Origin of the sequence: Amycolatopsis sp. NPDC049688 (assembly GCF_040674975.1) — a bacterium.
Classification (GTDB): domain Bacteria; phylum Actinomycetota; class Actinomycetes; order Mycobacteriales; family Pseudonocardiaceae; genus Amycolatopsis.
On record NZ_JBFANY010000002.1, the window covers coordinates 466,762 to 488,130 of the forward strand.

Annotated in this window: 21 protein-coding genes; 10 read left to right on the plus strand and 11 right to left on the minus strand. The window is 70.7% G+C overall.

Translation table 11 applies throughout. From position 1 onward, the window contains the following. Window positions 1-51: 51 nt before the first annotated feature. Window positions 52-894, minus strand: a complete 843-nt coding sequence (locus AB0J55_RS08125) for a hypothetical protein (protein ID WP_364244503.1) — start codon at window positions 892-894, stop codon at window positions 52-54. Between the two features lie 531 nt (window positions 895-1,425). On the opposite strand from AB0J55_RS08125, the gene murJ reads away from it, so the two are divergent. From murJ to AB0J55_RS08160, 7 genes are all read left to right on the plus strand, one after another. Then, window positions 1,426-3,150, plus strand: coding sequence for a murein biosynthesis integral membrane protein MurJ (gene murJ, locus AB0J55_RS08130; RefSeq protein ID WP_364245957.1), 1,725 nt, complete (start codon window positions 1,426-1,428; stop codon window positions 3,148-3,150). Window positions 3,151-3,274: 124 nt separating this feature from the next. Continuing rightward, window positions 3,275-4,825, plus strand: coding sequence for a protein kinase family protein (locus AB0J55_RS08135; protein WP_364244506.1), 1,551 nt, complete (start codon window positions 3,275-3,277; stop codon window positions 4,823-4,825). Between the two features lie 31 nt (window positions 4,826-4,856). Next, a complete protein-coding gene (gene sigM / locus AB0J55_RS08140; protein ID WP_364244509.1) occupies window positions 4,857-5,480 on the plus strand; it encodes an RNA polymerase sigma factor SigM in 624 nt (207 codons plus the stop codon). Beyond that, window positions 5,477-6,277 (plus strand): hypothetical protein, encoded by an 801-nt coding sequence (locus AB0J55_RS08145; protein WP_364244512.1) that lies wholly within the window; start codon window positions 5,477-5,479, stop codon window positions 6,275-6,277. Before sigM ends, AB0J55_RS08145 begins: the two co-directional genes overlap by 4 nt. 79 nt (window positions 6,278-6,356) lie before the next feature. Next, window positions 6,357-7,349 carry a thioredoxin-disulfide reductase gene (gene trxB, locus AB0J55_RS08150; protein WP_364244515.1) on the plus strand — a complete coding sequence of 331 codons (993 nt, stop codon included), beginning with the start codon at window positions 6,357-6,359 and terminating at the stop codon, window positions 7,347-7,349. A gap of 35 nt (window positions 7,350-7,384) precedes the next feature. After that, window positions 7,385-7,708, plus strand: a complete 324-nt coding sequence (gene trxA, locus AB0J55_RS08155) for a thioredoxin (protein WP_072475336.1) — start codon at window positions 7,385-7,387, stop codon at window positions 7,706-7,708. A 281-nt stretch (window positions 7,709-7,989) separates the two neighbouring features. Further along, window positions 7,990-9,141, plus strand: a complete 1,152-nt coding sequence (locus AB0J55_RS08160) for an N-acetylmuramoyl-L-alanine amidase (protein ID WP_364244518.1) — start codon at window positions 7,990-7,992, stop codon at window positions 9,139-9,141. Between the two features lie 210 nt (window positions 9,142-9,351). Here AB0J55_RS08160 and AB0J55_RS08165 read toward each other — a convergent pair whose 3' ends face one another. After that, complete coding sequence (locus AB0J55_RS08165; RefSeq protein ID WP_081655853.1) at window positions 9,352-9,996, minus strand: GNAT family N-acetyltransferase; 645 nt, start codon at window positions 9,994-9,996, stop codon at window positions 9,352-9,354. A gap of 212 nt (window positions 9,997-10,208) precedes the next feature. Here AB0J55_RS08165 and AB0J55_RS08170 point away from each other — a divergent pair, with 212 nt between their 5' ends. Next, window positions 10,209-11,528 (plus strand): PLP-dependent aminotransferase family protein, encoded by a 1,320-nt coding sequence (locus AB0J55_RS08170; protein ID WP_364244522.1) that lies wholly within the window; start codon window positions 10,209-10,211, stop codon window positions 11,526-11,528. Window positions 11,529-11,552: 24 nt separating this feature from the next. Further along, window positions 11,553-12,497 carry a D-alanine--D-alanine ligase gene (locus AB0J55_RS08175; protein ID WP_364244525.1) on the plus strand — a complete coding sequence of 315 codons (945 nt, stop codon included), beginning with the start codon at window positions 11,553-11,555 and terminating at the stop codon, window positions 12,495-12,497. 124 nt (window positions 12,498-12,621) lie between these two features. Here the strand turns inward: AB0J55_RS08175 and AB0J55_RS08180 are convergent, their stop codons facing one another. The 9 genes from AB0J55_RS08180 to rpmH all read right to left on the minus strand — a co-directional run bounded on the left by AB0J55_RS08180 (window position 12,622) and on the right by rpmH (window position 18,700). Beyond that, on the minus strand, window positions 12,622-13,620 hold the full coding sequence (locus AB0J55_RS08180) for a ParB/RepB/Spo0J family partition protein (protein ID WP_364244527.1): 999 nt from the start codon (window positions 13,618-13,620) through the stop codon (window positions 12,622-12,624). After that, a complete protein-coding gene (locus AB0J55_RS08185) occupies window positions 13,617-14,564 on the minus strand; it encodes a ParA family protein (RefSeq protein WP_364244530.1) in 948 nt (315 codons plus the stop codon). Before AB0J55_RS08185 ends, AB0J55_RS08180 begins: the two co-directional genes overlap by 4 nt. A gap of 56 nt (window positions 14,565-14,620) precedes the next feature. Then, a complete protein-coding gene (gene rsmG, locus AB0J55_RS08190; RefSeq protein WP_364244533.1) occupies window positions 14,621-15,283 on the minus strand; it encodes a 16S rRNA (guanine(527)-N(7))-methyltransferase RsmG in 663 nt (220 codons plus the stop codon). 145 nt (window positions 15,284-15,428) lie between these two features. Beyond that, window positions 15,429-15,965 carry a DUF6886 family protein gene (locus tag AB0J55_RS08195; RefSeq protein WP_364244536.1) on the minus strand — a complete coding sequence of 179 codons (537 nt, stop codon included), beginning with the start codon at window positions 15,963-15,965 and terminating at the stop codon, window positions 15,429-15,431. A 64-nt stretch (window positions 15,966-16,029) separates the two neighbouring features. Next, window positions 16,030-16,593: a R3H domain-containing nucleic acid-binding protein gene (locus tag AB0J55_RS08200; protein WP_364244538.1), complete on the minus strand. Its 564-nt coding sequence runs from the start codon at window positions 16,591-16,593 to the stop codon at window positions 16,030-16,032. 30 nt (window positions 16,594-16,623) lie between these two features. Then, window positions 16,624-17,748 (minus strand): membrane protein insertase YidC, encoded by a 1,125-nt coding sequence (gene yidC, locus AB0J55_RS08205; protein WP_364244541.1) that lies wholly within the window; start codon window positions 17,746-17,748, stop codon window positions 16,624-16,626. 5 nt (window positions 17,749-17,753) lie between these two features. After that, entirely contained in the window at window positions 17,754-18,077 is a 324-nt protein-coding gene (gene yidD, locus AB0J55_RS08210; protein WP_364245960.1) for a membrane protein insertion efficiency factor YidD, read from the minus strand. A 5-nt stretch (window positions 18,078-18,082) separates the two neighbouring features. Next, a complete protein-coding gene (rnpA, locus tag AB0J55_RS08215) occupies window positions 18,083-18,535 on the minus strand; it encodes a ribonuclease P protein component (protein WP_364244543.1) in 453 nt (150 codons plus the stop codon). Window positions 18,536-18,556: 21 nt separating this feature from the next. Beyond that, complete coding sequence (gene rpmH, locus AB0J55_RS08220; RefSeq protein ID WP_003082934.1) at window positions 18,557-18,700, minus strand: 50S ribosomal protein L34; 144 nt, start codon at window positions 18,698-18,700, stop codon at window positions 18,557-18,559. A gap of 570 nt (window positions 18,701-19,270) precedes the next feature. On the opposite strand from rpmH, the gene dnaA reads away from it, so the two are divergent. Next, on the plus strand, window positions 19,271-20,890 hold the full coding sequence (dnaA, locus tag AB0J55_RS08225; protein WP_364244545.1) for a chromosomal replication initiator protein DnaA: 1,620 nt from the start codon (window positions 19,271-19,273) through the stop codon (window positions 20,888-20,890). The last annotated feature ends 479 nt before the right edge of the window (window positions 20,891-21,369 follow it).

The window sequence follows — 21,369 nt, forward strand, 5'->3', positions numbered from 1 at the left end:
CACCGGAGACGAGCACCGAGGATTGGGCACGCGTTGGAGAGAGAGCCGGGCTTACCACCCGAGCGTGCGGGTCGTCCTCGGCGCGAAGGCCCCCCGCCCCCGCAACGAGGGGACGGGCCCCCGCGCGCGGCGCAGCCGGTCCGCCGCCAGCCGCCGCCTCCACCCCCGGAGCGCGGCCGCCGCCAGCCACCCCGCAACGGCCAGACCCGCCAGATGCCGGCCCCGGACGACGCAACGGTCCGCGACCAGCGCCCGGCCCGCGAGGACGCCCCACCCCGCGACGCCCGCCGCCGCGACGGCCAGCCCCCTCGCGACGCCCGCGCACCCCGCGGCGATGTCCCACCGGGCGACGACCGCCCGGCCCGGGGCGAACGCGCCCCACGCAGCGACGCCCCGCCCGGAGACGACCGCCCAGCCCGGGGCGAGCGCGCCCCGCGCGACGGCCGCGCACCCCGCGGCGACGTGCCGCCGGGCGACGACCGCCCGGCCCGGGGCGAACGCGCACTCCGCGGCGACGCCCCTCCCGGCGACGACCGCCCGGTCCGGGGCGAGCGCGGCCGCCCGGGCCGGGACGAGCACCCGCCCCGAGACCAGCGCGCCCCTCGCGGTGACCGGCCCGCCCCCGGCGACCGCCCGGTCCGTGACCAGCGCGGCCCCCGCTCGACCGGCGAGGAGTTCCCGGCCCGCGAGGGCAGCCCCCGCGGCGAACGGCCGCGCGACGACTGGCCCCGGGACGAACGCGGCCACGACGACCGCGCCCTCCGCGAGGACCAGCCGCCGCGCCGGGTCCCGCCGCCGCAGGGTGGCCGGCCGCCGCGCAACGCCGGTCCGGCGCCGACGCGGGTTCAGCCTGTGCCGCCGAGTGGAGCCCAGCCGGCCGTGCCCACGGGCCATCCGCCCCACGGCGGGGCGCAGCCGGGCAACCCGCAGCCCGCCGTACCCCCGCCGGGCCAACCGCTGAGCGGCGCCCAGGCGGGCAACCCGCAGCCCGCTGTACCCCCGCCCGGCCAGCCACTGAGCGGCGCCCAGCCGGTCCTCTCGCAGGGCAACCCGCAGCCGGTCGCGCCGCCGGGCCAGCCGCTGAGCGGCGCTCAGCCGGGCAACCCGCAGCCCGCCGTGCCCCCGCCGGGCCAACCGCTGAGCGGCGCCCAGCCGGTCCTCTCGCCGGGCAGCGCCCAGCCGGCCGCGCCGCCGCAGCAAAGCGGCCCGCACCAGGGACGGCTCCCGCAGCCCGGCCCGCCGCTGACCCCGCCGCCCGGCAATCCCGCGCTGGGCACCCCGCCGCCGGGCACGCCGGTGCCGCCGCGCGGCCGCGGCTCCCGGCGTCCGGCGCCGGTGCGGCCGTGGCAGGAGGAGGCCACCCAGGTCCAGCGTCCACCCGACCCGGAGGCGACGCGGTTCATCCCGCGCACCGCCGGCGTCCCGATGAACTCGCGCTGGCCGGTCGCCGACCCCGACGTCATGCGGCCGTACGACGCGCTGGCGACGCAGGTCATGCCGGCGCTCAAGGGGCCGCTGGTCAAGCCCCGGCCGGACGGGGAAGCGGTCGAGGCGCCGGCCAAGGCGCCGTCGCTGGCGAAGGCGTCCGGGCGGATGGCCATCGCGTCGCTGATCAGCCGGATCACCGGCTTCCTCTGGAAGCTGCTGCTGGTCGGCGCGATCGGCCAGGGCATCGCGAACGACTCGTTCAACGTCGCCAACACGATGCCGAACATCATCTTCGAGCTGCTGATGGGTGGCGTGCTCGCCAGCGTGGTGGTGCCGCTGCTGGTCCGGTCGCAGGACGACCCCGACGGCGGCACGGCCTACACCCAGCGGCTCATCACGGTGGCGTTCTCGCTGCTGCTGGTCGGCACGGTGGTCGCGGTGATCGCGGCCCCGGCGTTCACGAGTCTCTACGTCGACTCGTCCGGCAAGGCGAGCGCGGACCTCACCACGGCGTTCGCCTACCTGCTGCTGCCCGAAATCTTCTTCTACGGCGTCTTCGCGCTGCTCTCGGCCGTGCTCAACGCCAAGCAGGTCTTCGGCCCGACGGCGTGGGCACCGGTGATCAACAACCTGGTCGTCATCTTCACGATCCTGGTCGTGTGGATCATGCCGGGCGACATCGACACCGCGAACGTGTCGATCACCGACCCGAAGGTGCTGACGCTCGGCATCGGCGTCACCGGCGGCATCGTCGCCCAGGCCCTGCTGCTGGTCCCGCCGCTGCTGCGGTCCGGGTTCCGGTTCAAGTGGCGCTGGGGCATCGACAAGCAGATGAAGGAGTTCGGCGGCCTCGCGCTGTGGATCCTCGGCTACGTCGCCGTCAGCCAGGTCGGGTACACGATCAACACGCGCGTGCTGACCAGCGGTTCACCCGGTGGTGTGACGGCCTACAGCAACGCCTGGCTGCTCTTCCAGCTGCCGTACGGCGTCATCGGCGTCTCGCTGCTGACGGCGATCATGCCGCGGATGAGCCGCGCGGCCGCCGACGGCGACCACAAGAAACTGATCGGCGACCTGTCGTACGCGTCCCGGATCTCGACGGTGATGCTCGTGCCGATCTCCGCGGTGATGACCGTGGTCGGCGGCTCGATCGGCATCGCGCTGTTCACCTTCGGCAAGGGCACCGTCGAAACGGCCGAGCGGCTCGGCGACGCGCTCGCGATCTCGGCCTTCGCGCTGCTGCCGTACGCGCTGGTGATGCTGCAGATGCGCGTGTTCTACGCGATGAAGGACGCGCGCACGCCGACGCTGATCATGATCGTGATGACGCTGGTCAAGGTGCCGCTGCTGTACCTGTGCCCGGTGCTGCTGTCGCCGGACAACGTCGTGCTCGGCGTGATGATGGTCAACGCGCTCACGTTCGTGGTCGGCGCGATCCTCGGCCAGGTTTGGCTGTGGGTGACGCTGGGCAACTTGCGCAGCAAGCGGGTGATCGGCGTGATTCTCTTCACGGTCGTCGCGAGTGTCCTGGGTGTCGCCGCCGCGTGGGTCGCGGGCAAGCTCGTTCCGGACTCGTTCGGGCCCACTTTCGGTGCCTGGGTGAAGCTGTTCCTGCAGAGCATCGTGGGCATCGTCGTCTCGTTCGGCGTGCTGATGGCGCTGAAGGTCGAAGAGCTGAAGCCGGCCACTTCGAGGTTCACCCGGTTGATCAAGCGCGGGTAACGATTCCGGTACGGATGGCGACGACTCCCGCGTCGTATTCTGGGTACCCTCGACGACGGGGATCGAGCGGGAGCGAGTGAGGGTGGACACGAGGCGGAGCGAACAGGCGGGGGGTGCGAACCACGTGGGCAAGGCCCAGGTCGGATCGCTGGCCCCCGGGCGTGTGGTCGGCGACGGCCGCTACCGCCTCCTCGCGCAGTTCGGCGTGGACGAGCGGGGCGACGCGCACCTCTGGCGCGCCCGGGACGGGCAGCTGAAGCGGGACGTGGCGCTGACCCTGCTGGTCGGCGACCCGGCGGACCCGGAAGCCGCCCGGCTGGCCCGGCGGACCCTCGAACGCGCCACGCACGCGTCCAAGTTCGGCCACGGCGGCGTCGCCCGCGTGCTGGACGTGCTCGCCCTCGGCAGCGGCATCACGTCGAGCGAAGGGCTGCTCGGCGTCGTCGTCGCGGAATGGACCAAGGGCAGCGACCTGGTCGACCTCGTCGCGCAGCGGCCGGTGGCGCCCGCCGCGGCCGCGCGGATGGTGCAGGCGCTCGCGGAAGCCGTCGAGCAGGCGCACCAGAACGGGCTCGTCCTCGGCCTCGACCACCCCCAGCGGCTGCGGCTGACGCCGAACGGCGCGCTCAAGCTCGCGTTCCCCGGCCCGCTGCCGGAGGCGACGCTGCGCGACGACGTCAAGGCGCTCGGCGCGGTCCTGTACCTGCTGCTGACCGGCCGCTGGGCGCTGCCCGGCGGCCCGCCCGCGATCCCGGCGGCGCCGATGACGCCGCAGAACCGGATCGTCCCGCCGCGCCAGCTGGTGCCGACGGTCCCGGCCGACCTGTCGTCGCTGGCCGTCCGCACGATCGAGGACGGCGGCAACGGCGGCATCCGCACCAGCGCGGCCATCCTCCGCGTGCTCGACCAGGTGGCCGAGGCCGAGGAGCGCACCCAGCTGATCAAGGCCGTCGGCGGGGACCCGGCCGAGGCCGACGGCACGATCTGGACCACGAAGAAGCCGGTCAAGGACGTCGCCCGGCGGCGCAAGCTCGCCCTCGGCGTCACCGTGCTGGTGGTCGCGACGGTCGTCATCCTCGCCTGGGGCGGCCTGATGCTGATCAACGTCTTCCAGGGCGACTCGAAGGCGAGCGGGCCGTCGATCAACGTCGCCGCGCCGCCGGCGTCGAGCCAGTCGGCCGCGGCACCGCCCGCGTCCTCGTCCGCACCGGCCCCGCCGCCGTCGCCCACCGTGGGCGCGCCGGTGGCACCGCAGGCCGTGGCCGTCTACAACCCCGAAGGCTCGGGCGACAACACCGGGCGAGCCAGGTACGCGATCGACGGCAAGCCCGAAACCGAATGGCGGACCGAGAAGTACAAGCAGCAGTTCCCGGCCATCAAGCCGGGCGTCGGGCTGGTCGTCACCTTCAAGGACCCGATCAACCTCAGCCAGGTGAAGGTCACCGGCGGCACCCCGGGCACCAAGGTCGAGATCCGGTCGGCCACCGAAAAGAACCCGGACCTGGCCGACACGAAGGTGGTCGGCAACGGCGACCTGCAGGACGGCGAGACGACGATCGCGCTGGCCCAGCCGGCCCAGGGCGAGTACTTCGTCGTCTGGATCACCCAGCTGGCGCAGGTGGACGGCCAGTACCAGACCGAAATCGGCGACCTGTCCTTCCTGCCTGCGGGGTGACGCATCCGGCCGGGTCAGTAGGCTCTGCCGGGTGACAGCTGCAGCTCCCACGGATGCGGATCTGATAGCGGCTCACGCCGCGGGGGACCCCCATGCGTTCAGCGAACTCGTCCAGCGCCACCGCGACCGGATGTGGGCGGTCGCCCTGCGCACGCTCCGCGACCCGGAGGAGGCCGCCGACGCGCTGCAGGACGCGTTCATCTCGGCGTTCCGGGCCGCCGACCGGTTCCGGGCGGAGTCGCAGGTCACGACGTGGCTGCACCGGATCGTGGTGAACGCCTGCCTCGACCGGATCCGCCGCCGCCAGGCGCGCCCGACCGTGCCGCTGCCGGAGACCGGCTTCAACGAGCCGGCCACCCCGCGCGACTCGATGGCCGAGCGCGAGACCAGCCTGCTGGTGCGGGAGGCGCTCGACCAGCTGCCCGAAGAGCAGCGTGCCCCGATCGTGTTGGTCGACGTCGAGGGATACTCCGTGGCCGAGACGGCCAAGATGCTCGGCATCGCCGAAGGCACGGTGAAGAGCCGGTGCGCGCGGGGCCGGGGAAAACTCGCGAAGGTTCTCGGGCACCTGCGGAACCCCGATGCGATTGCGAACGTCCCAACTCACGAAAGCAAACGGGCCGGGCGTCAGCCGGGTAGCGGGGAGGGACGATGACGGACGAAAGCCGGGGGATCGGGGGGACCGTCGGTCCGCCCTGGTCTGTCGACGTGCTCGCCGACCTCCACGCCGGCGTCCTGGACGAAGCGCGCGCAGCCGAGCTGTGGCCGCTGGTCGACGCCGACCCGGAGGCCCGCGAAATCCTGGCCGCCCTCGACGCCACGCAGGCCGACCTCGCCTCGCTCGCCCACGCACCGGCCCCGCGGATGCCCGCGGAGTTCGCCGCCCGGCTGGACGCGGCGCTGGCCGCCGAAGCAGCCGCCCACTTTCCTGAGAGAGCACAGCGTGATCCGGCCCAGCCGGAGCGAACGCAGCCGAGTGCACCGCAGGCCGCCCCGGTGGTGGACCTCGCGGCGGCCCGGCGGAAGCGGAACAAGCGGCTCGGCTGGGCCGCCGGCGTCCTGACCGCGGCCGCGGCGGCGGTCGTCGCCGTGACCGTCGCGATCCCGAACACTTCGCAGCAGACCGGCACCCCTAACGTCGCCGCCCCGACCGGCCCTTCGGTCGGCAACGACGGCTCCGGCGCGCAGGCCCTGATCGGCAAGGCGGTCGGCGTCCGCGACTTCGGCCCGCTGCAGACCGAAGACCGGCTCGACGCGTGCATCGCGGCCGCCGGGCTGGACCCGAAGGTGCGGCCCGAGGGCATCCGCCCGGTGAACGTCGGTGGCAAGGCCGGGGTGATGATCATCCTGACCACCGGCAAGCTGGCCCAGTTCCGACTGGTGGCCTTCGGCGCGGACTGCGGACCAGGCAATCCGGCGGTGTTGTTCGACAAGGTCGTCGGGGAGAAGTAGCGCCTGTCACCGGTGGGAACATGGCCACCTACGATCGTGTTGAGCCTGGTACACGGGTCACTACGAGCGGAGGTCACGGGTGGCTGCCGAGGAAATCAGGAACCTGATCATCGTCGGGTCGGGTCCTGCCGGATACACCGCTGCCGTTTACGCGGCGCGGGCCCAGCTTGAACCGCTGGTGTTCGAGGGCACGCAGTTCGGCGGCGCGCTGATGACGACGACCGAGGTCGAGAACTTCCCCGGGTTCCGCGACGGCATCATGGGTCCGGACCTGATGGAGGAGATGCGCAAGCAGGCCGAGCGCTTCGGCGCCGAGCTGCGCGCGGAGGACGTCGAGTCGCTGGAGCTGACCGGGGACGTCAAGTACGTCGTCGCGAACGGCAAGCGCTACGCCGCCCGCGCGGTCATCCTCGCCATGGGGGCCGCGGCGCGGTACCTGAACGTGCCGGGCGAGCAGGAGCTGCTCGGCCGCGGTGTGTCGGCCTGTGCGACCTGTGACGGCTTCTTCTTCCGGGACCACGACATCGTGGTCGCCGGCGGTGGCGACTCGGCGATGGAGGAGGCGACCTTCCTGACGAAGTTCGCGAAGTCCGTCACGATCGTCCACCGGCGCGACGAGTTCCGTGCGTCCAAGATCATGCTCGAGCGCGCCCGCGCGAACGAGAAGATCAAGTGGAAGCTGAACTCGCAGATCACCGGGGTGCTGGGCGACGGCAAGGTCGAAGCCCTGCAGCTGAAGGACACCAAGGACGGCTCGGAGTCGACGCTCGACGTGTCGGGCTTCTTCGTCGCGATCGGGCACGACCCGCGCAGCCAGCTGGTGCAGGGGCAGGTCGACCTGGACGAGGACGGCTACGTGCTCACCCAGGGGCGTACTTCCTTCACGAACCTGGACGGCGTCTTCGCGGCCGGTGACCTGGTGGACCGCACCTACCGGCAGGCGATCACCGCCGCCGGTTCCGGGTGCAGCGCCGCGATCGACGCGGAACGATGGCTCGCGGAGCACGGCGAGTCGGACGCGCACGAGGCGGCCGAGCTCGTCGGCGGCGGCTACGGCGCGGGCACCAACTGACTTTCCGGCTTCCAACCACCCTGTAAGGAGAAACCATGGCCAACACCGTCAAGGTGACCGACGCGACGTTCGTCGACGAGGTCCTGACCAGCGAGAAGCCGGTCCTCGTCGACTTCTGGGCCACCTGGTGCGGCCCGTGCAAGATGGTCGCCCCGGTGCTCGAGGAGATCGCGGCGGAGAAGGGCGACAAGCTGACGATCGCCAAGATCGACATCGACGAGAACCCGAACACGCCGCGTGACTACCAGGTGATGTCCATCCCGACGCTGATCCTGTTCCAGGGCGGCAAGCCGGTGAAGCAGATCGTGGGCGCCAAGCCGAAGGCCGCGCTGCTGTCGGACCTCGCCGACGTCCTCTGAATCGAACCACTCCGGCGAACCCGGGGCCTGCGGGAATCCCTCCGTGGCCCCGGGTTCGTCGCCGTTCGGGGGAATCTGACCGGTCTGGGTGAATCGTGCGTGATCGCCAGCACGCGGGGTACTCCACTAACGGGTTCTTGACGTACCTACCGGGCCTGCGCTGTCACTAAGAGTTGGCAAGGCACAATAGAGGACCTGGGCAAGTCCCAGCGATGGTTTTCCGAAGTCCTGCCACGCACCGAGTCCCCCGAAATCGGTGCCTGAGGAAGAGCGAGGAGTGCATGCGGGTACTCCGCCGCGGTGACGCCGGTCCGGACGTCGCCGAGATCAGGTCCATTCTGGCCGGGATGGACCTGCTCCCGCCGGTCACCGGGACCGACGAGGAGTACGGCACGTTCGACGTCGCCGTCGAGCACGCCGTCCGTACCTTCCAGCAGCGTCGTGGGCTGATGACCGACGGCGTCGTGGGTCCGGCGACGTTCCAGGCGCTCAAGGGCGCCAGCTACCACCTGGGCAGCCGCCCGCTGTCGTACATGATCGCGTCCCCGGTCCACGGCGACGACGTCTTCACGCTGCAGGAGCGCCTCACCGAGCTGGGCTTCGACGCCGGCCGCCCCGACGGCTACTTCGGTCCGGCGACCGAGCGCGCGCTCAAGACGTTCCAGCGCGACATGCGCCTGACGCCGGACGGCATGTGCGGCCCGGCGACCATCCGCGAGCTGCACCGCCTGTCCTCGCCGCGCGCCCGCGGCGGCCGCCCGGTCTTCCTGCGCGAGCAGGAGCAGGTGCGCCAGGCGGGCCCGCGGCTGCGCGGCAAGCGGATCGTGATCGACCCCGGCCACGGCGGCGACGACCTCGGCGTGGTCGCCGGCGGGCTGCGCGAGGCCGACATCGCGTGGGACCTCGCGCGCCGCCTGGAAGGCCGGATGAAGGCCACCGGCATGGAGGCGCTGATCTCCCGCGGCCCGAACCACAGCCCCACGGAGCTGGAGCGCGCCAAGTTCGCCAACGACGCGGGCGCCGACCTGTTCCTCTCGCTGCACAGCGACAAGAACCCCTCGCCCCGCGCGCAGGGGGTCGCGAGCTTCCACTTCGGCACCGGCAACGGCACCACGTCCACCGTCGGCGAGCTGCTGGCCGGTTTCATCCAGCGCGAGGTCGCGGCCCGCACCGGCATGCTGGACTGCCGCACGCACTACAAGACGTGGGAGATCTTCACGCGCACCCGCTGCCCGGCGGTCCGCGTCGAGATCGGCTACCTGACGAACCCGGACGACGCCCGCAAGCTCGGCGACCCGGCGTTCCGCGACATCGTCGCGGAGGGCATCCTGATCGCCGTCAAGCGCCTGTACCTGCTCGGCGAGGGCGACCAGCCGACGGGAACGTTCACGTTCGCCGACGTCCTCGCGCACGAGCTCGCGAAGGCCGAATAGGGCCGACCACAACCCCTAGCGGCTCTCCTTCACCTGCCCCACCACCCCTGGGGACGCCAGGCGCGCGTCCCCAGGTTCCGGGGCAGTTCTCCACAGCTTTTCCACCGCTCCTAGCAGGGCTCTGTGGATAACTCGGCACTTCTTCCACAGCTGTGCACACCCTGTTCCGGGCACGCCAAAGCCCAGGCGCAAACGTTTGCGGGCGAGGATTCAGGCGCGGCCGAGGCTCGGCTCGGCGGTCGTGATGGTCACCTGGCCGAGCAGCCGCTCCAGCGCCGCCTCGACGTCTTCCTTCCAGGTGATCGCCGACCGCAGCTCGAGACGCAGGCGGGGCCACTTCTGGTGCGGGCGGACCGTCTTGAAGCCGACGCTCTGCAGGAAGGCCGCCGGCAGCACGCAGCTGTGGCCGCCGTCCGGGTCGGCTTCGTCGGGACGGGCGTCGCCGAACGCCTCGATCGCGCGGACCCCGCGTTTCGTCAGGTCCTTGGCGACCGCCTGGACCAGCATCCGGCCGAGCCCGCCACCGCGGAACTCGGGGAGGACCTGGAACGACGTCAGGAGGACCGCGTCCGCGCTCGGCGGGGACGTCGGGAAGGCCAGCGCGCGCGGGACCGCGTTCGGCGGGGCGTACAGCACGAACCCGACCGGCAGCGTGTCGCTGTAGACGATGCGGCCGCAGGACCCCCACTCGAGCAGCACGCTCGAGACCCAGGCTTCCTTCTCGACCTCGGTCGCGCCGAACTCCTCGGCCTGGTGCTTCAGGTGGGGGGCCAGCTCCCAGTACACGCACCGGCGGCAGCTCTTCGGCAGGTGCTCCAGGTTGTCCAGTGTGACGCCCACGACGCGACGCGACACCCGTGACCTCCCTGACCTGCGCTCCCGACCGGCCGCCCGCTCGTCAAGCCGCGCGAGATCCACGGCACGAACACGAGGGCCACGGTCGAGGATAGGCCGATGTGACAAGCACCGGAAGGCCAGGGGGTCCTGATGGGTGCCCGGTTACACTCGATGGGATCTACCAGCTCCCGCGGGAGTGACCGTGTCCGCCTAGCCCCGGGTGAACGTCGATGACCGAGAACCGCCCCAGTCAGCGCCCCAGCGGCCGCCAGAACCTCGACCCGCACCTGGAGCGGTACGCCGCCCGCACCGCGGGCATGACCGCCTCCGAGATCCGGGCCCTGTTCGCGGTGGCCAGCCGGCCCGAGGTGGTTTCGCTGGCCGGCGGCATGCCGAACCTGGCGGCGCTGCCGCTCGACACGCTGTCGGCGCAGGTGGCCGAGATCATCGCCGAAGACGGCTTGGTGGCACTGCAGTACGGCTCGGCGCACGGCGTCCCGGTGCTGCGCGAGCAGATCTGCGAGATCATGGCCCTGGAGGGCATCAAGGCGCACCCGGACGACGTCGTGGTGACCGTCGGCTCCCAGATGGGCCTGGACATGGTCACGCGGCTGTTCTGCGACCCGGGTGACGTCGTCATCGCCGAAGGCCCTTCGTACGTCGGCGCGCTGGGGTCGTTCGCCGCGTACCAGGCGCAGGTGGTGCACGTGGCGATGGACGACCAGGGTCTGGTGCCTTCGTTGCTGCGGGAAGCACTCGATCAGGCGAAGAAGGCCGGCCGCCGGGTCAAGTTCCTGTACACGATCCCGAACTTCCACAACCCCGCCGGCGTCACGCTGGCCGTCGAGCGCCGCGCGGAGATCCTCGAGATCTGCCGCGAGCACGGTGTCCTGGTCGTCGAGGACAACCCGTACGGGTTGCTCGGCTTCGACGGTCAGACGTACCCGGCGCTGCGCTCGGCCGACCCCGAGAACGTCGTGTACCTCGGGTCGTTCTCCAAGACGTTCGCCTCGGGCCTGCGCGTCGGCTGGGTGCTGGCACCGCACGCCGTGCGCGAGAAGCTCGTGTTGGCCGCGGAGTCGGCGACGCTGTGCCCGCCGACGTTCAACCAGATGATCGTGTCGCGCTACCTGGCCACGCACGACTGGAAGGGCCAGATCAAGAAGTTCCGCGAGAACTACCGCGAGCGGCGGGACGCGATCCTGTCCGCGCTCGACCAGTACCTGCCGCCGGGCTGCTCGTGGACCAAGCCGGACGGCGGGTTCTACGTCTGGGTGACGGTGCCGGAAGGCGTCGACACGAAGGCGATGCTGCCGCGCGCGGTGACCGCGCGGGTGGCGTACGCGTCCGGCACCGGCTTCTACGCCGACGGGTTCGGCAGCCGCCAGATGCGGTTGTCCTACTGCTACCCGACCCCGGAACGCATCCGGGAGGGCGTGCGGCGGCTGGCGGCGGTGCTCGAGTCCGAAATGGACCTGGCCCGCACCTTCGGTAACGTGAGCGCGCGCCAGATCCAGGGACCGCAGAACCCGTCCCCGGACACGGTCTAAATCTTCTTCTAAGGAGTTCCTACGGTGGTCGACCGTACCGTTGCCGTGCTCGCCGGCGGGCTTTCGCACGAACGCGACGTCTCGCTGAGGTCCGGGCGACGGCTCTCCGCGGCGCTCAAGTCCGAGGGCCTCGGCATCGAGGAGTGGGACACCGACGCGGGTCTGTTGGAGCGGCTGCGCACGCAGCGCCCGGACGCCGTGGTCGTCGCGCTGCACGGCGGCGAGGGCGAGAACGGCTCGGTGCAGACGGTGCTGGAGATGCTGGGCGTGCCGTTCGTCGGCACCGGCTCGCAGGGCTGCCGCCGCGCGTGGGACAAGCCGACGGCGAAGGCTCTGCTGCAGAACGCCGGGTTCGTGACGCCGGGGTGGGTGGTGCTGCCGCACAGCACGTTCCGCGAACTCGGCGCCCAGGCGGTGCTCGACGCGATGGTGGAGCGCCTCGGCCTGCCGCTGATCCTCAAGCCGGACCAGGGTGGCTCGGCGCTCGGCACGCAGGTGGTGCGCGAGGCGGCGGAACTGCCGGCGGCGATGGTCGGCTGCTTCGCCTACGGGGACACCGTCCTCGCTGAGCGGTTCATCGACGGCGTCGAGGTGGCCGTGACGGTCATCGAGGGCGAGGACGGCCCCGAGGCCCTTCCCGCGGTCGAGATCGTCCCGGAGAGCGGCGTGTACGACTACACGGCCCGCTACACCGCCGGCCTGACGGACTTCTTCACCCCGGCCCGGCTCGACGACGCTGCGGCGAAAGCGGTGGCCGAACTCGCAGTCGCCGCGCACCGCGTCCTCGGCTTGCGGGACATCTCGCGGACCGACGCGATCGTCGCCCCGGACGGCGCGGTCCACTTCCTCGAAGTGAACCCGTCGCCGGGCCTCACAGAGACGTCGACCGTCCCGATGGCCATCGACGCGGCGGGCAAGTCGCTCGGCGCGGTGTTCGCCGAACTGATCGCGCGAGCCATCTCTCGCTGACTCTCACCCACGCGAAAGGCCGCCTCGGAACTCCCGTGGCGGCCTTTTTCGTGTGATCACTCCTTGTGCCTGTCACTACTCCAAAGAGCAATCATCACCGTGACGAAACACCCTGGGGTGATCCCTAATCGGTTTTCGGTGTCTGATTCGTCCCGTTCGCATCGATGATCGCGACGATCCGCTCGAGGTCGTCCACCGACCCGAATTCGAGCGTGATCCGCCCCTTGCGCCGGCCGAGGTCGACCTTCACCCGCGTGTCGAAGCGGTCCGAAAGCCGGTTCGCGAGTTCCTGCAGACCCGGCGCCTGGATCGGCTTGCGCGGCGCGGGCTTCGGCTTCGCCGGTTTCTCGCTCTTCTTGAGCGTGACGGCTTCCTCGGTCGCCCGGACCGACATGCCCTCCGCGACGATCCGCGCGGCGAGCTCTTCCTGGCTCTCGGCGTCCTCCAGCGACAGCAGCGCGCGGGCGTGGCCGGCGGACAGGACGCCCGCGGCCACCCGGCGCTGCACCGGCAGGGGGAGCTTGAGGAGCCGGATCGTGTTGGTGATGACCGGACGGCTGCGGCCGATCCGGCTCGCCAGCTCCTCGTGCGTCACCGCGAACTCGTCGAGCAGCTGCTGGTACGCCGCCGCCTCTTCGAGCGGGTTCAGCTGGACGCGGTGGATGTTCTCCAGGAGCGCGTCGCGCAGCATCGACTCGTCAGCGGTCTGCCGGACGATCGCCGGGATCGCCTCGAGCTCCGCCTGCTGCGACGCGCGCAGCCGCCGCTCGCCCATGACGAGCTCGTACTCGTCGTTGCCGAGCTCGCGCACGACGATGGGCTGCATGAGCCCGAACGCGCGGATCGAATGCTCGAGTTCGGCGAGCGCTTCTTCGTCGAAGACCTGGCGCGGCTGCTTCGGGTTCGGCTTGATCGAGCCGATGGGGATCTCGCGGTAGACCGCGCCGGCGACCTCGCCGCTGTGCTGCTTCGCCTGGCCGTTCGCCGCGAACCAACCCTTGTCCTCGGCCGACTTCTTGTCCGTCGCCGCGTCGCTGGGCGCGGGCAGGGGACCGCCGCCGGTGGGTCCGGTCGGGATCAGGGCGGCGAGGCCGCGCCCCAGCCCTCCTCGACGCTCGGTCATGTCGAACTACCCTTCTCCATCTGTGCGCCGCGCTCGGCGATCTCCTTGGCCGCGTCGACGTAGCTCATCGCCCCGCGCGAACCGGGGTCGTAGGCGAGCACGGTCTGGCCGTACCCGGGCGCCTCGGACACCTTCACGCTGCGGGGGATGACCGTCTTGAGGACGGTGTCGCCGAAGTGGTTCCGCACCTCGTTCGTCACCTGGTCGGCCAGCTTGGTGCGGCCGTCGTACATGGTGAGGAGGATCGTCGAGACGCGGAGTTCGCGGTTGAGGTGCTGCTGCACGAGCTCGATGTTGCTCAGCAGCTGCCCCAGACCTTCGAGCGCGTAGTACTCGCACTGGATCGGGATGAGCACCTCCTGCGCGGCGACCATCGCGTTGACCGTCAGCAGGCCGAGCGACGGCGGGCAGTCGATGAGGACGTAGTCGACGCCGATCTCGTCGAGGATCTCCGAGGAGATGGCCTCCTTGAGCCGGGACTCGCGGGACGCCATCGAGACGAGCTCGATCTCGGCACCGGCGAGGTCGATCGTCGCGGGGACGCAGAAGAGGTTGGGGGACTGCTCGGTCGGCTGCGCCGCTTCGGCGAGCGTCACCTCGCCGATGAGCACCTCGTAGATGGAGGGCGTCCCGGACCGGTGGTCGACGTCGAGCGCGGTGCTCGCGTTGCCCTGCGGGTCGAGGTCGACGACGAGTGTCTTGAGCCCGTGGAGCGCGAGCGCGGCGGCTAGGTTGACCGTGCTGGTGGTCTTGCCGACGCCGCCCTTCTGGTTGGCCACGGTCAGCACGCGACGGCGGCCGGGGCGGGGGAGCATCCCCTCTTCCGGGTGCAGCAGACGCGCGGCGCGGGCGGCTTCTTCGGCGATCGGCGTCCAGCCCACGTCGTGGCTGGTCTCCGTGGAGTCGGACGGCGGGGGATTCACCGGTCTCGACACCTCCTCCATCTAGACGTCTGGTCGGTGGTCGAGTCGCGTCGTTTCACGTGGAACATCGCGGCCCGTTAACGCTTCCTGCTCCGCGCCTTCGGCTTGACGGCCGTCGGCAGGCGACGGATCTTCACTACCGTGCTGGGGACCTCGAGGACCGCCGCACCACACTCGACGATGAGGGGATCGGCCCCGCCGGCCTTGCGGATGGCAGCACCGTCCCGCTCGATCTCCTCCGCCGCGCTGGCGCCCTTGAGGGCAACCAGGAAGCCATCGGGACGGACGAGCGGCAGGCACCAGTCCGCGAGACGAGCGAGCGGGGCGACCGCGCGAGCGGTGACGATGTCGGCGCCACTCAGCTGCTCACGCACAGGCCGCTCCTCCGCGCGTCCACGGACGATGGTGATCGGGAGTTCCAGCTTCTCGGCCACCTCGGCCAGCCAGTCCACCCGGCGGGCCATCGGTTCGAGCAAGACGATATCGAGGTCCGGTCGCGCGATCGCCAGCGGTACACCCGGAAGCCCCGCGCCCGACCCGACATCGACGACGCGGGCCCCCTCGGGCATCTGCTCGCCGATCACCGCCGAGTTGAGCACGTGCCGTTCCCACAGCCGCTCGACTTCCCGGGGACCGATCAGCCCCCGCTCGACGCCGTGACGCTCCAGGAGTTCGACGTACCCGGCCGCTTGGTCGACGTGCTCTCCGAACACTCGCTCCGCCGCCTGCTCCAAGCTCACTCCGCCTACTCCTCGTCCGCCGGTTTCACGTGAAACCGCGCTCGTTCGATTGTCCCCGATGAACCGGAGAAGACGAGCCGACAGTCCGAAGATGTGGACAACTCCACTCAGCCGGCGGCCGTTGTGGACCGTTCCACGTGAAACATCACTGGTGTAATTCGCTCGGCCGAGGCGCCGCGTTGCCCAACCGGATGCCGCTGAAGCCGAGCGTGCCCGCCGCGGCCGTGTCGACGAACGCCCACAGGTTCCGCATCACCCGCAACTCGATGCCCGCCTCCTCGTGGAGCGCGAACAGGTCACCGACGCGCTCCGGCGGACCGAGCGGCTCGACCGGCACGGTCGCCACGACCGCGTGGGCGTGCTCACCGAACGACCGGAACGACACTGCCGGGAAGCGGTACGCGTACAGCCGGACCGTCCGCATCGCCTCGAGCCACCCGTACTCGATCGCGTGGACGCGATCGGCGCCGAGCCACGCGCGGTCCGCGTCCGTTGTAGACGGCAGCACCCACGCCAGCGCGCGCGGGCACTGCCGCGGGAACCAGTAGTCCGGCGCGCGGGCCGCGTCGACCGCCCATACGTAAGCCTCCGGCTGCCGAGCCGTCGCCGCCACGTGCGGGTCGAAGCGGGCGATCGTGGGGTCTTCCGAGAAGTGGACGGCCTCACCGGCTGCCGGGCGCATGCCCACAAGAAAGCGGCCCCACCTGACCGAGTCAAGTGGGGCCGCTCTCCAGGCGAACCGAAGCTCAGGACTCCGGGAAGATCACCACGCGGCGCTTCGGGTCCTCGCCCTCGCTCTCGCTCGTGACGCCCGAGACCGTCGCCACCGCGTCGTGGACCACCTTGCGCTCGAACGGGCTCATCGGCTGCAGCCGCACCCGCTCGCCGCTCTTGAGGACCGACTCGGCCGTCGAGCGGCCGAGCTCCTTCAGCTCCTCGCGGCGGTCCGCGCGCCAGCCCGCGATGTCCAGCATCAGGCGGCTGCGGGAGCCCGTCTCCTGCTGGACCGCCAGGCGGGTCAGCTCCTGCAGGGCCTCGAGCACCGTGCCGCGCGGGCCGACGAGCTTCTCGAGGTCCTCGCCACCGTCGATGCTGACGATCGCGCGGCCGGCTTCCACGTCCAGGTCGATGTCACCGTCGTAGTCGAGCAGGTCCAGCAGGCGCTCGAGGTAGTCGCCGGCGATGTCACCCTCCTGAACGAGGATGTCGTCACCGCCCGCCTTCTCCTCGCCCGCCGCGTCCGCGGCAGCGGCCGGCTCCGGGGTCACGTCGTCCTTATCGGCGTCGATCGTGTCGATCGTCTCCGACATCATTCGTCTCCTCTCCGAACCGGTCGCGCCTCAGCGGCGCTTCCGGCCCGACTTCCTGGTCGAGTCTTTGAGAAGGCCCGGCACGCCGGTGCCGTTGTCCTTCGAGCCGTTCTGGCCGTTGTCGGCCGGGGCCGCCGCGGTCGCGCCGTCCGCCTTGGCGGCCGCCTCCGCCGGCGAGGTCTGTGCGAAGCCGTGGGCCGAGCCCGCCTTCGTGACCTTCTTCTGCGCGCCGCCCTGGGCGGTCTGGTTCTTCTTCTGCTGGACCGGCTTCTGACCGACCTTCGGCGCGGTCGGCTTCTGCCCCGGCTTCGGGCCGAGCGACGCGCGCTTCTCCGCGGCCTCCGCCTTGCGGGCCGCCTCTTCCTTGTCGATCTTCGTGTAGACGAGCCGCTGCTGCATCAGCGTCCAGCCGTTGTTCGCCAGCCAGTAGAAGAGGAGGCCGAGCGGGAACAGGGCACCGAAGACGAGCACCCCGAGCGGGAAGATGTACATCGTCAGCTTGTTCATGATCGCGGTCTGCGGGGTGGCCGACGCGGCGTTCTGCCGGGCCACCGAGTGCCGCGCGGTGAGGTGCGTGGCGATGGACGCGACGATCATCAGGGGCAGCGCGACCGGGAGCACGCTCCAGTGGAAGCCGACGTTGGTGGCCCCGCCGCTGACGACGCCGACACCGTTGTAGACGGCCTCGCCGAGGTTGACGCCGAACAGCTTCGCGTTGACGTAGGACTCGACGTCGTGCTGGGTGAAGAAGTAGTTCTCGGTCTTCGGGCCGCCACCGGGCGGCGGCATCGTGAACGCGCGGAGGACGTGGTTCAGGCCGATGAACACCGGGATCTGAAGCAGCATCGGCAGGCAGCTGCCCAGCGGGTTGACGCCGTGCTCACGCTGGAGCTTCTGCATCTCCGCGGCCTGGCGCTGCCGGTCGTTCGCGTACTTCTTCTGGATCTTCTTCATCTCCGGCGCGAAGTCCTGCATCTTCTTCATCGACCGGACCTGGTTCACGAACGGCTTGAACATGATGCCGCGGACGGTGAACGTCAGGAAGATGATGCCGAGGATCCAGGAGATCGCCGCGGCTTCCCCGAAGACGAAACCGAAGACCTTGTGCCAACACCAGAGGATGAAGGACACGGGGTAGTAGATGAAATCGAGCACTGCTGCTACTCCTCGATCGGTGTTTCAGGTCGTCGGTGGCGCCACGAGAACGTCTCGGGCACGGGGTCGCGGCCGGGAGGCGTCCAGGGGCCGCAGCGCAGCAGCCGGCGCAGCGCGAGGTAGGAGCCGCGCCCGGCACCGTGCCGGGTGAGGGCTTCGACTGCGTACGCGCTGCAGCTCGGGTAGAACCGGCAAGCCGGCGGGAGGAAGGGCGAGATCGCCTTGCGGTAGAGCTTGATGGGGAGCAGCAGGACCCAGGCGACGGGACCGGGCCGGGGCGGCTCGGGGTCCAGGTCGTGGTCGTGCTCGTGTTCGGGGGTGGCTCGCATGCCGGTCACACCGCTGATCCGTGGTCGGGGGCCGCGTCCGCGGGACGCGTCGGGCGGGGGACATCCCCGGCCGGACGGCGCGACGACAGAAGCCCCAGCCGACGCAACGCGGCGTCGAGATCGGACCCGAGCTCGGCGCTGGACGCGGTCGACGACGGCGGCAATGCCCGTACGACCAACGACGTGCCGGCGGGCAGTGTTCCGAGCCGGGCCGAAACGAGGTGGCGCAACCGCCGGCTGACGCGGTGGCGGACCACCGAATTGCCGACGGCCTTGCTCACCACAAAACCCGCCCTGGCCGCCGACGGCGCAGTTTCGGACTGCACAGCGTCGGCGGCCGCGGACGGGTCCGTGGTCAGCGCGTGGACGACGAGGCGGCGCCTGCCGGCCCGGGACCCGCGACGGAGAACCACGCGGAAGTCCTCACTCCGCCGCAGACGTGCGGCAGCCGGCAGCACGGCGCGCCCCGACGTGCCGGATCAGGCGGACAGCGCGGCGCGGCCCTTGCGACGACGGCCAGCCAGGATGGCCCGGCCGGCACGCGTCCGCATGCGCAGGCGGAAGCCGTGCGTCTTGGCGCGGCGGCGGTTGTTCGGCTGGAAGGTGCGCTTACCCTTGCTCACTGCTTCTCCTGTGTCTCACTGTGTCGTCTGCCCCGAACCCGCCCTGCGGGAAGAATTCCTTCTCCCACCTGGCGTGTCGTGCGGGCGCACGGCAGTCTCTGGTGTCTCCTACCAACGTGTGGCCTCGTCACGACGAGCGACGACAACGTGGGCACGCGAAACGCACCCGTCGCATACGGGAGACCTTACGAGGGTACGCACCCCCGTCGGGCGGCCGGTAAGCACCCCCTCGGCCACGGTACGCGACCGGCCCGCGCGGCCGCGGCGATCGACGCCGGGACACCGAATGGCCACGTCCCGTGCACCGTGAAATGCTGGCCGCCGAGGATGCCTTGTGGCAGCGGGCGGGGCTTGTTAGCGTGCCTCTTCCGGGTCACCGGTCGCGGTGCACAGTTCTCCGGGTGGTGGGGTGCCCACCGGCGTACGACGAGCCCGCAGGTGGCGGCGTCGCAGGTCGCCGTACATTAGTGCACAGCTGTGGACAACTATGTGGATATCCGCTGTGCCGACTGCACGCAGGTCGCGGGGTGTTCGGCCGTCCACGCCGACGAGGGGAGGGGAGCCAGACAGGTGTCGGAACACCAGCACAATCTGGGTGTCATCTGGGAACAGGTGGTACGCGAACTGTCCGACGGGACCCTGTCCCCCCAGCAGCGCGCCTGGATGCGCGTGACCCGTCCGATCGGCCTGCTCGACGGCACGGCGCTGCTCGCGGCGCCCAGCGACTTCGCGAAGGAAGCGATCGAACGCGGCCTGCGCGGCGCCATCACCGACGCGCTCTCCCGGCGGCTCGGCCGGGCCATCTCGCTCGCGGTGAAGGTCGACACCGCCGAGGCGGTCGTCCCGGCTCCCGCGCCCCGCTACGTGCCGTCACCCGGCCGGGTGGAAAACGGCGCGAGCCACGACGCCGTCCCGCCGCTGCCGGGCAACGGCGCGCCGATGATGCCGCCCCCGCGGCCCGAACCCGCGCCGCCGATGCCTCCGCTGCCGCCGCACCAGTCCGTCGCGCCGAAGCCGGACGACGACGGCGACACCGACGAGGAAGTCGACGAAGAGGGCGAGGCGCTCGCCGCCGTCCACGAGATCTGGCCGACGTTCTCGGGCCAGCCGATCGCCGGCCAGCCGTACACCGCGCCGGCGCAGCCGCAGACGTCGAAGACGAAGCTGAACGAGAAGTACACCTTCGACACGTTCGTCATCGGCGCGTCCAACCGCTTCGCGCACGCGGCCGCGGTCGCCGTCGCCGAAGCGCCGGCCCGCGCGTACAACCCGCTCTTCATCTGGGGCGAGTCCGGGCTCGGCAAGACGCACCTGCTGCACGCGGTCGGCCACTACGCGCAACGGCTCTTCCCGGGCATGCGCGTCCGGTACGTCTCGACCGAAGAGTTCACGAACGACTTCATCAACTCGCTGCGCGACGACCGCAAGGTCGCCTTCCAACGCCGCTACCGCGACATCGACATCCTGCTCGTCGACGACATCCAGTTCCTGGAGGGCAAGGAAGGGACGCAGGAAGAGTTCTTCCACACCTTCAACACCCTCCACAACGCGAACAAGCAGATCGTCGTCAGCTCCGACCGCCCGCCGAAGCGCCTCGAAACGCTGGAGGACCGGCTGCGGACGCGGTTCGAGTGGGGCCTGATCACCGACATCCAGCCGCCCGAACTCGAGACGCGCATCGCGATCCTCCGCAAGAAGGCGGCTCAGGACAGGCTGGCGGTGCCGGGTGAAGTCCTGGAGTTCATCGCCTCGCGCGTCGAGGCGAACATCCGGGAGCTCGAAGGCGCGCTCATCCGCGTCACGGCGTTCGCTTCGCTGAACCAGCAGCCGGTCGACGTCGGCCTCGCCGAAATCGTGCTGCGGGACCTGATCCCGGATTCGCACGCACCGGAGATCACCGCGCCGACCATCATGGGTGTCACGGCGGAGTTCTTCGACGTGACGCTCGACGACCTGTGCGGCCCGGGCAAGACGAAGGCGCTCGCCACGGCCCGCCAGATCGCGATGTACCTCTGCCGCGAGCTGACCGACATGTCGCTGCCGAAGATCGGGCAGACGTTCGGCGGCCGCGACCACACGACCGTCATGCACGCGGACAAGAAGATCCGCAAGGAGATGGCCGAGCGCCGGCGTATCTACGACCAGGTGCAGGAGCTGACGTCGCGCATCAAGCAGCGCGCCCGCCAGTAGCACATCCCTTATCCCGCAACGACTTCGGGGCGTCCGCTCAATGTGGACGCCCCTTAGTCGTCTTTGGAGTCTCTGAAGCACGCGTACGCCTGCGAAGCAGCGAAGGCGCGTACGCGTGCTTCGCCAAACTCGCGAAAATTGTTTGTACACAAGGAAGTTTCCCCATGGTGTGGGCGGATTGCCCACAGTGCCAACGGATCTCCCACCAGCGACGACGCCGAGATCGTCCACATCCCGCCCACAGGCGATCCACAGCGCATCCACACCCTTGTCCACGCTGATTCCACAGGTTGCCCACATGCTGTGCACAGGAGGGCCCGATCACTCGGAAGAGGGGTTCGGACCCCGTTCGGCACCCCCAGACCCTGGGTACAAATCGCCCCACACTTGGGGACAACTGTGGGGACAACTGGGGACAGCTGTGGACGAATCCGGGGTCGCCCGAAACCATCCACGGACCGCCCGATCTACCCACAGGT

Bases quoted from the DNA above. Each gene is read 5' to 3' on its own strand.
- AB0J55_RS08125 (WP_364244503.1), bottom strand. From the start codon at position 894: ATGGCCCGTGGGCACGGCCGGCTGGGCTCCACTCGGCGGCACAGGCTG.
- murJ (WP_364245957.1), top strand. From the start codon at position 1,426: ATGAACTCGCGCTGGCCGGTCGCCGACCCCGACGTCATGCGGCCGTAC.
- AB0J55_RS08145 (WP_364244512.1), top strand. From the start codon at position 5,477: ATGACGGACGAAAGCCGGGGGATCGGGGGGACCGTCGGTCCGCCCTGG.
- trxA (WP_072475336.1), top strand. From the start codon at position 7,385: ATGGCCAACACCGTCAAGGTGACCGACGCGACGTTCGTCGACGAGGTC.
- AB0J55_RS08160 (WP_364244518.1), top strand. From the start codon at position 7,990: ATGCGGGTACTCCGCCGCGGTGACGCCGGTCCGGACGTCGCCGAGATC.
- AB0J55_RS08170 (WP_364244522.1), top strand. From the start codon at position 10,209: ATGACCGAGAACCGCCCCAGTCAGCGCCCCAGCGGCCGCCAGAACCTC.
- AB0J55_RS08180 (WP_364244527.1), bottom strand. From the start codon at position 13,620: ATGACCGAGCGTCGAGGAGGGCTGGGGCGCGGCCTCGCCGCCCTGATC.
- AB0J55_RS08185 (WP_364244530.1), bottom strand. From the start codon at position 14,564: ATGGAGGAGGTGTCGAGACCGGTGAATCCCCCGCCGTCCGACTCCACG.
- AB0J55_RS08195 (WP_364244536.1), bottom strand. From the start codon at position 15,965: ATGCGCCCGGCAGCCGGTGAGGCCGTCCACTTCTCGGAAGACCCCACG.
- AB0J55_RS08200 (WP_364244538.1), bottom strand. From the start codon at position 16,593: ATGTCGGAGACGATCGACACGATCGACGCCGATAAGGACGACGTGACC.
- yidD (WP_364245960.1), bottom strand. From the start codon at position 18,077: ATGCGAGCCACCCCCGAACACGAGCACGACCACGACCTGGACCCCGAG.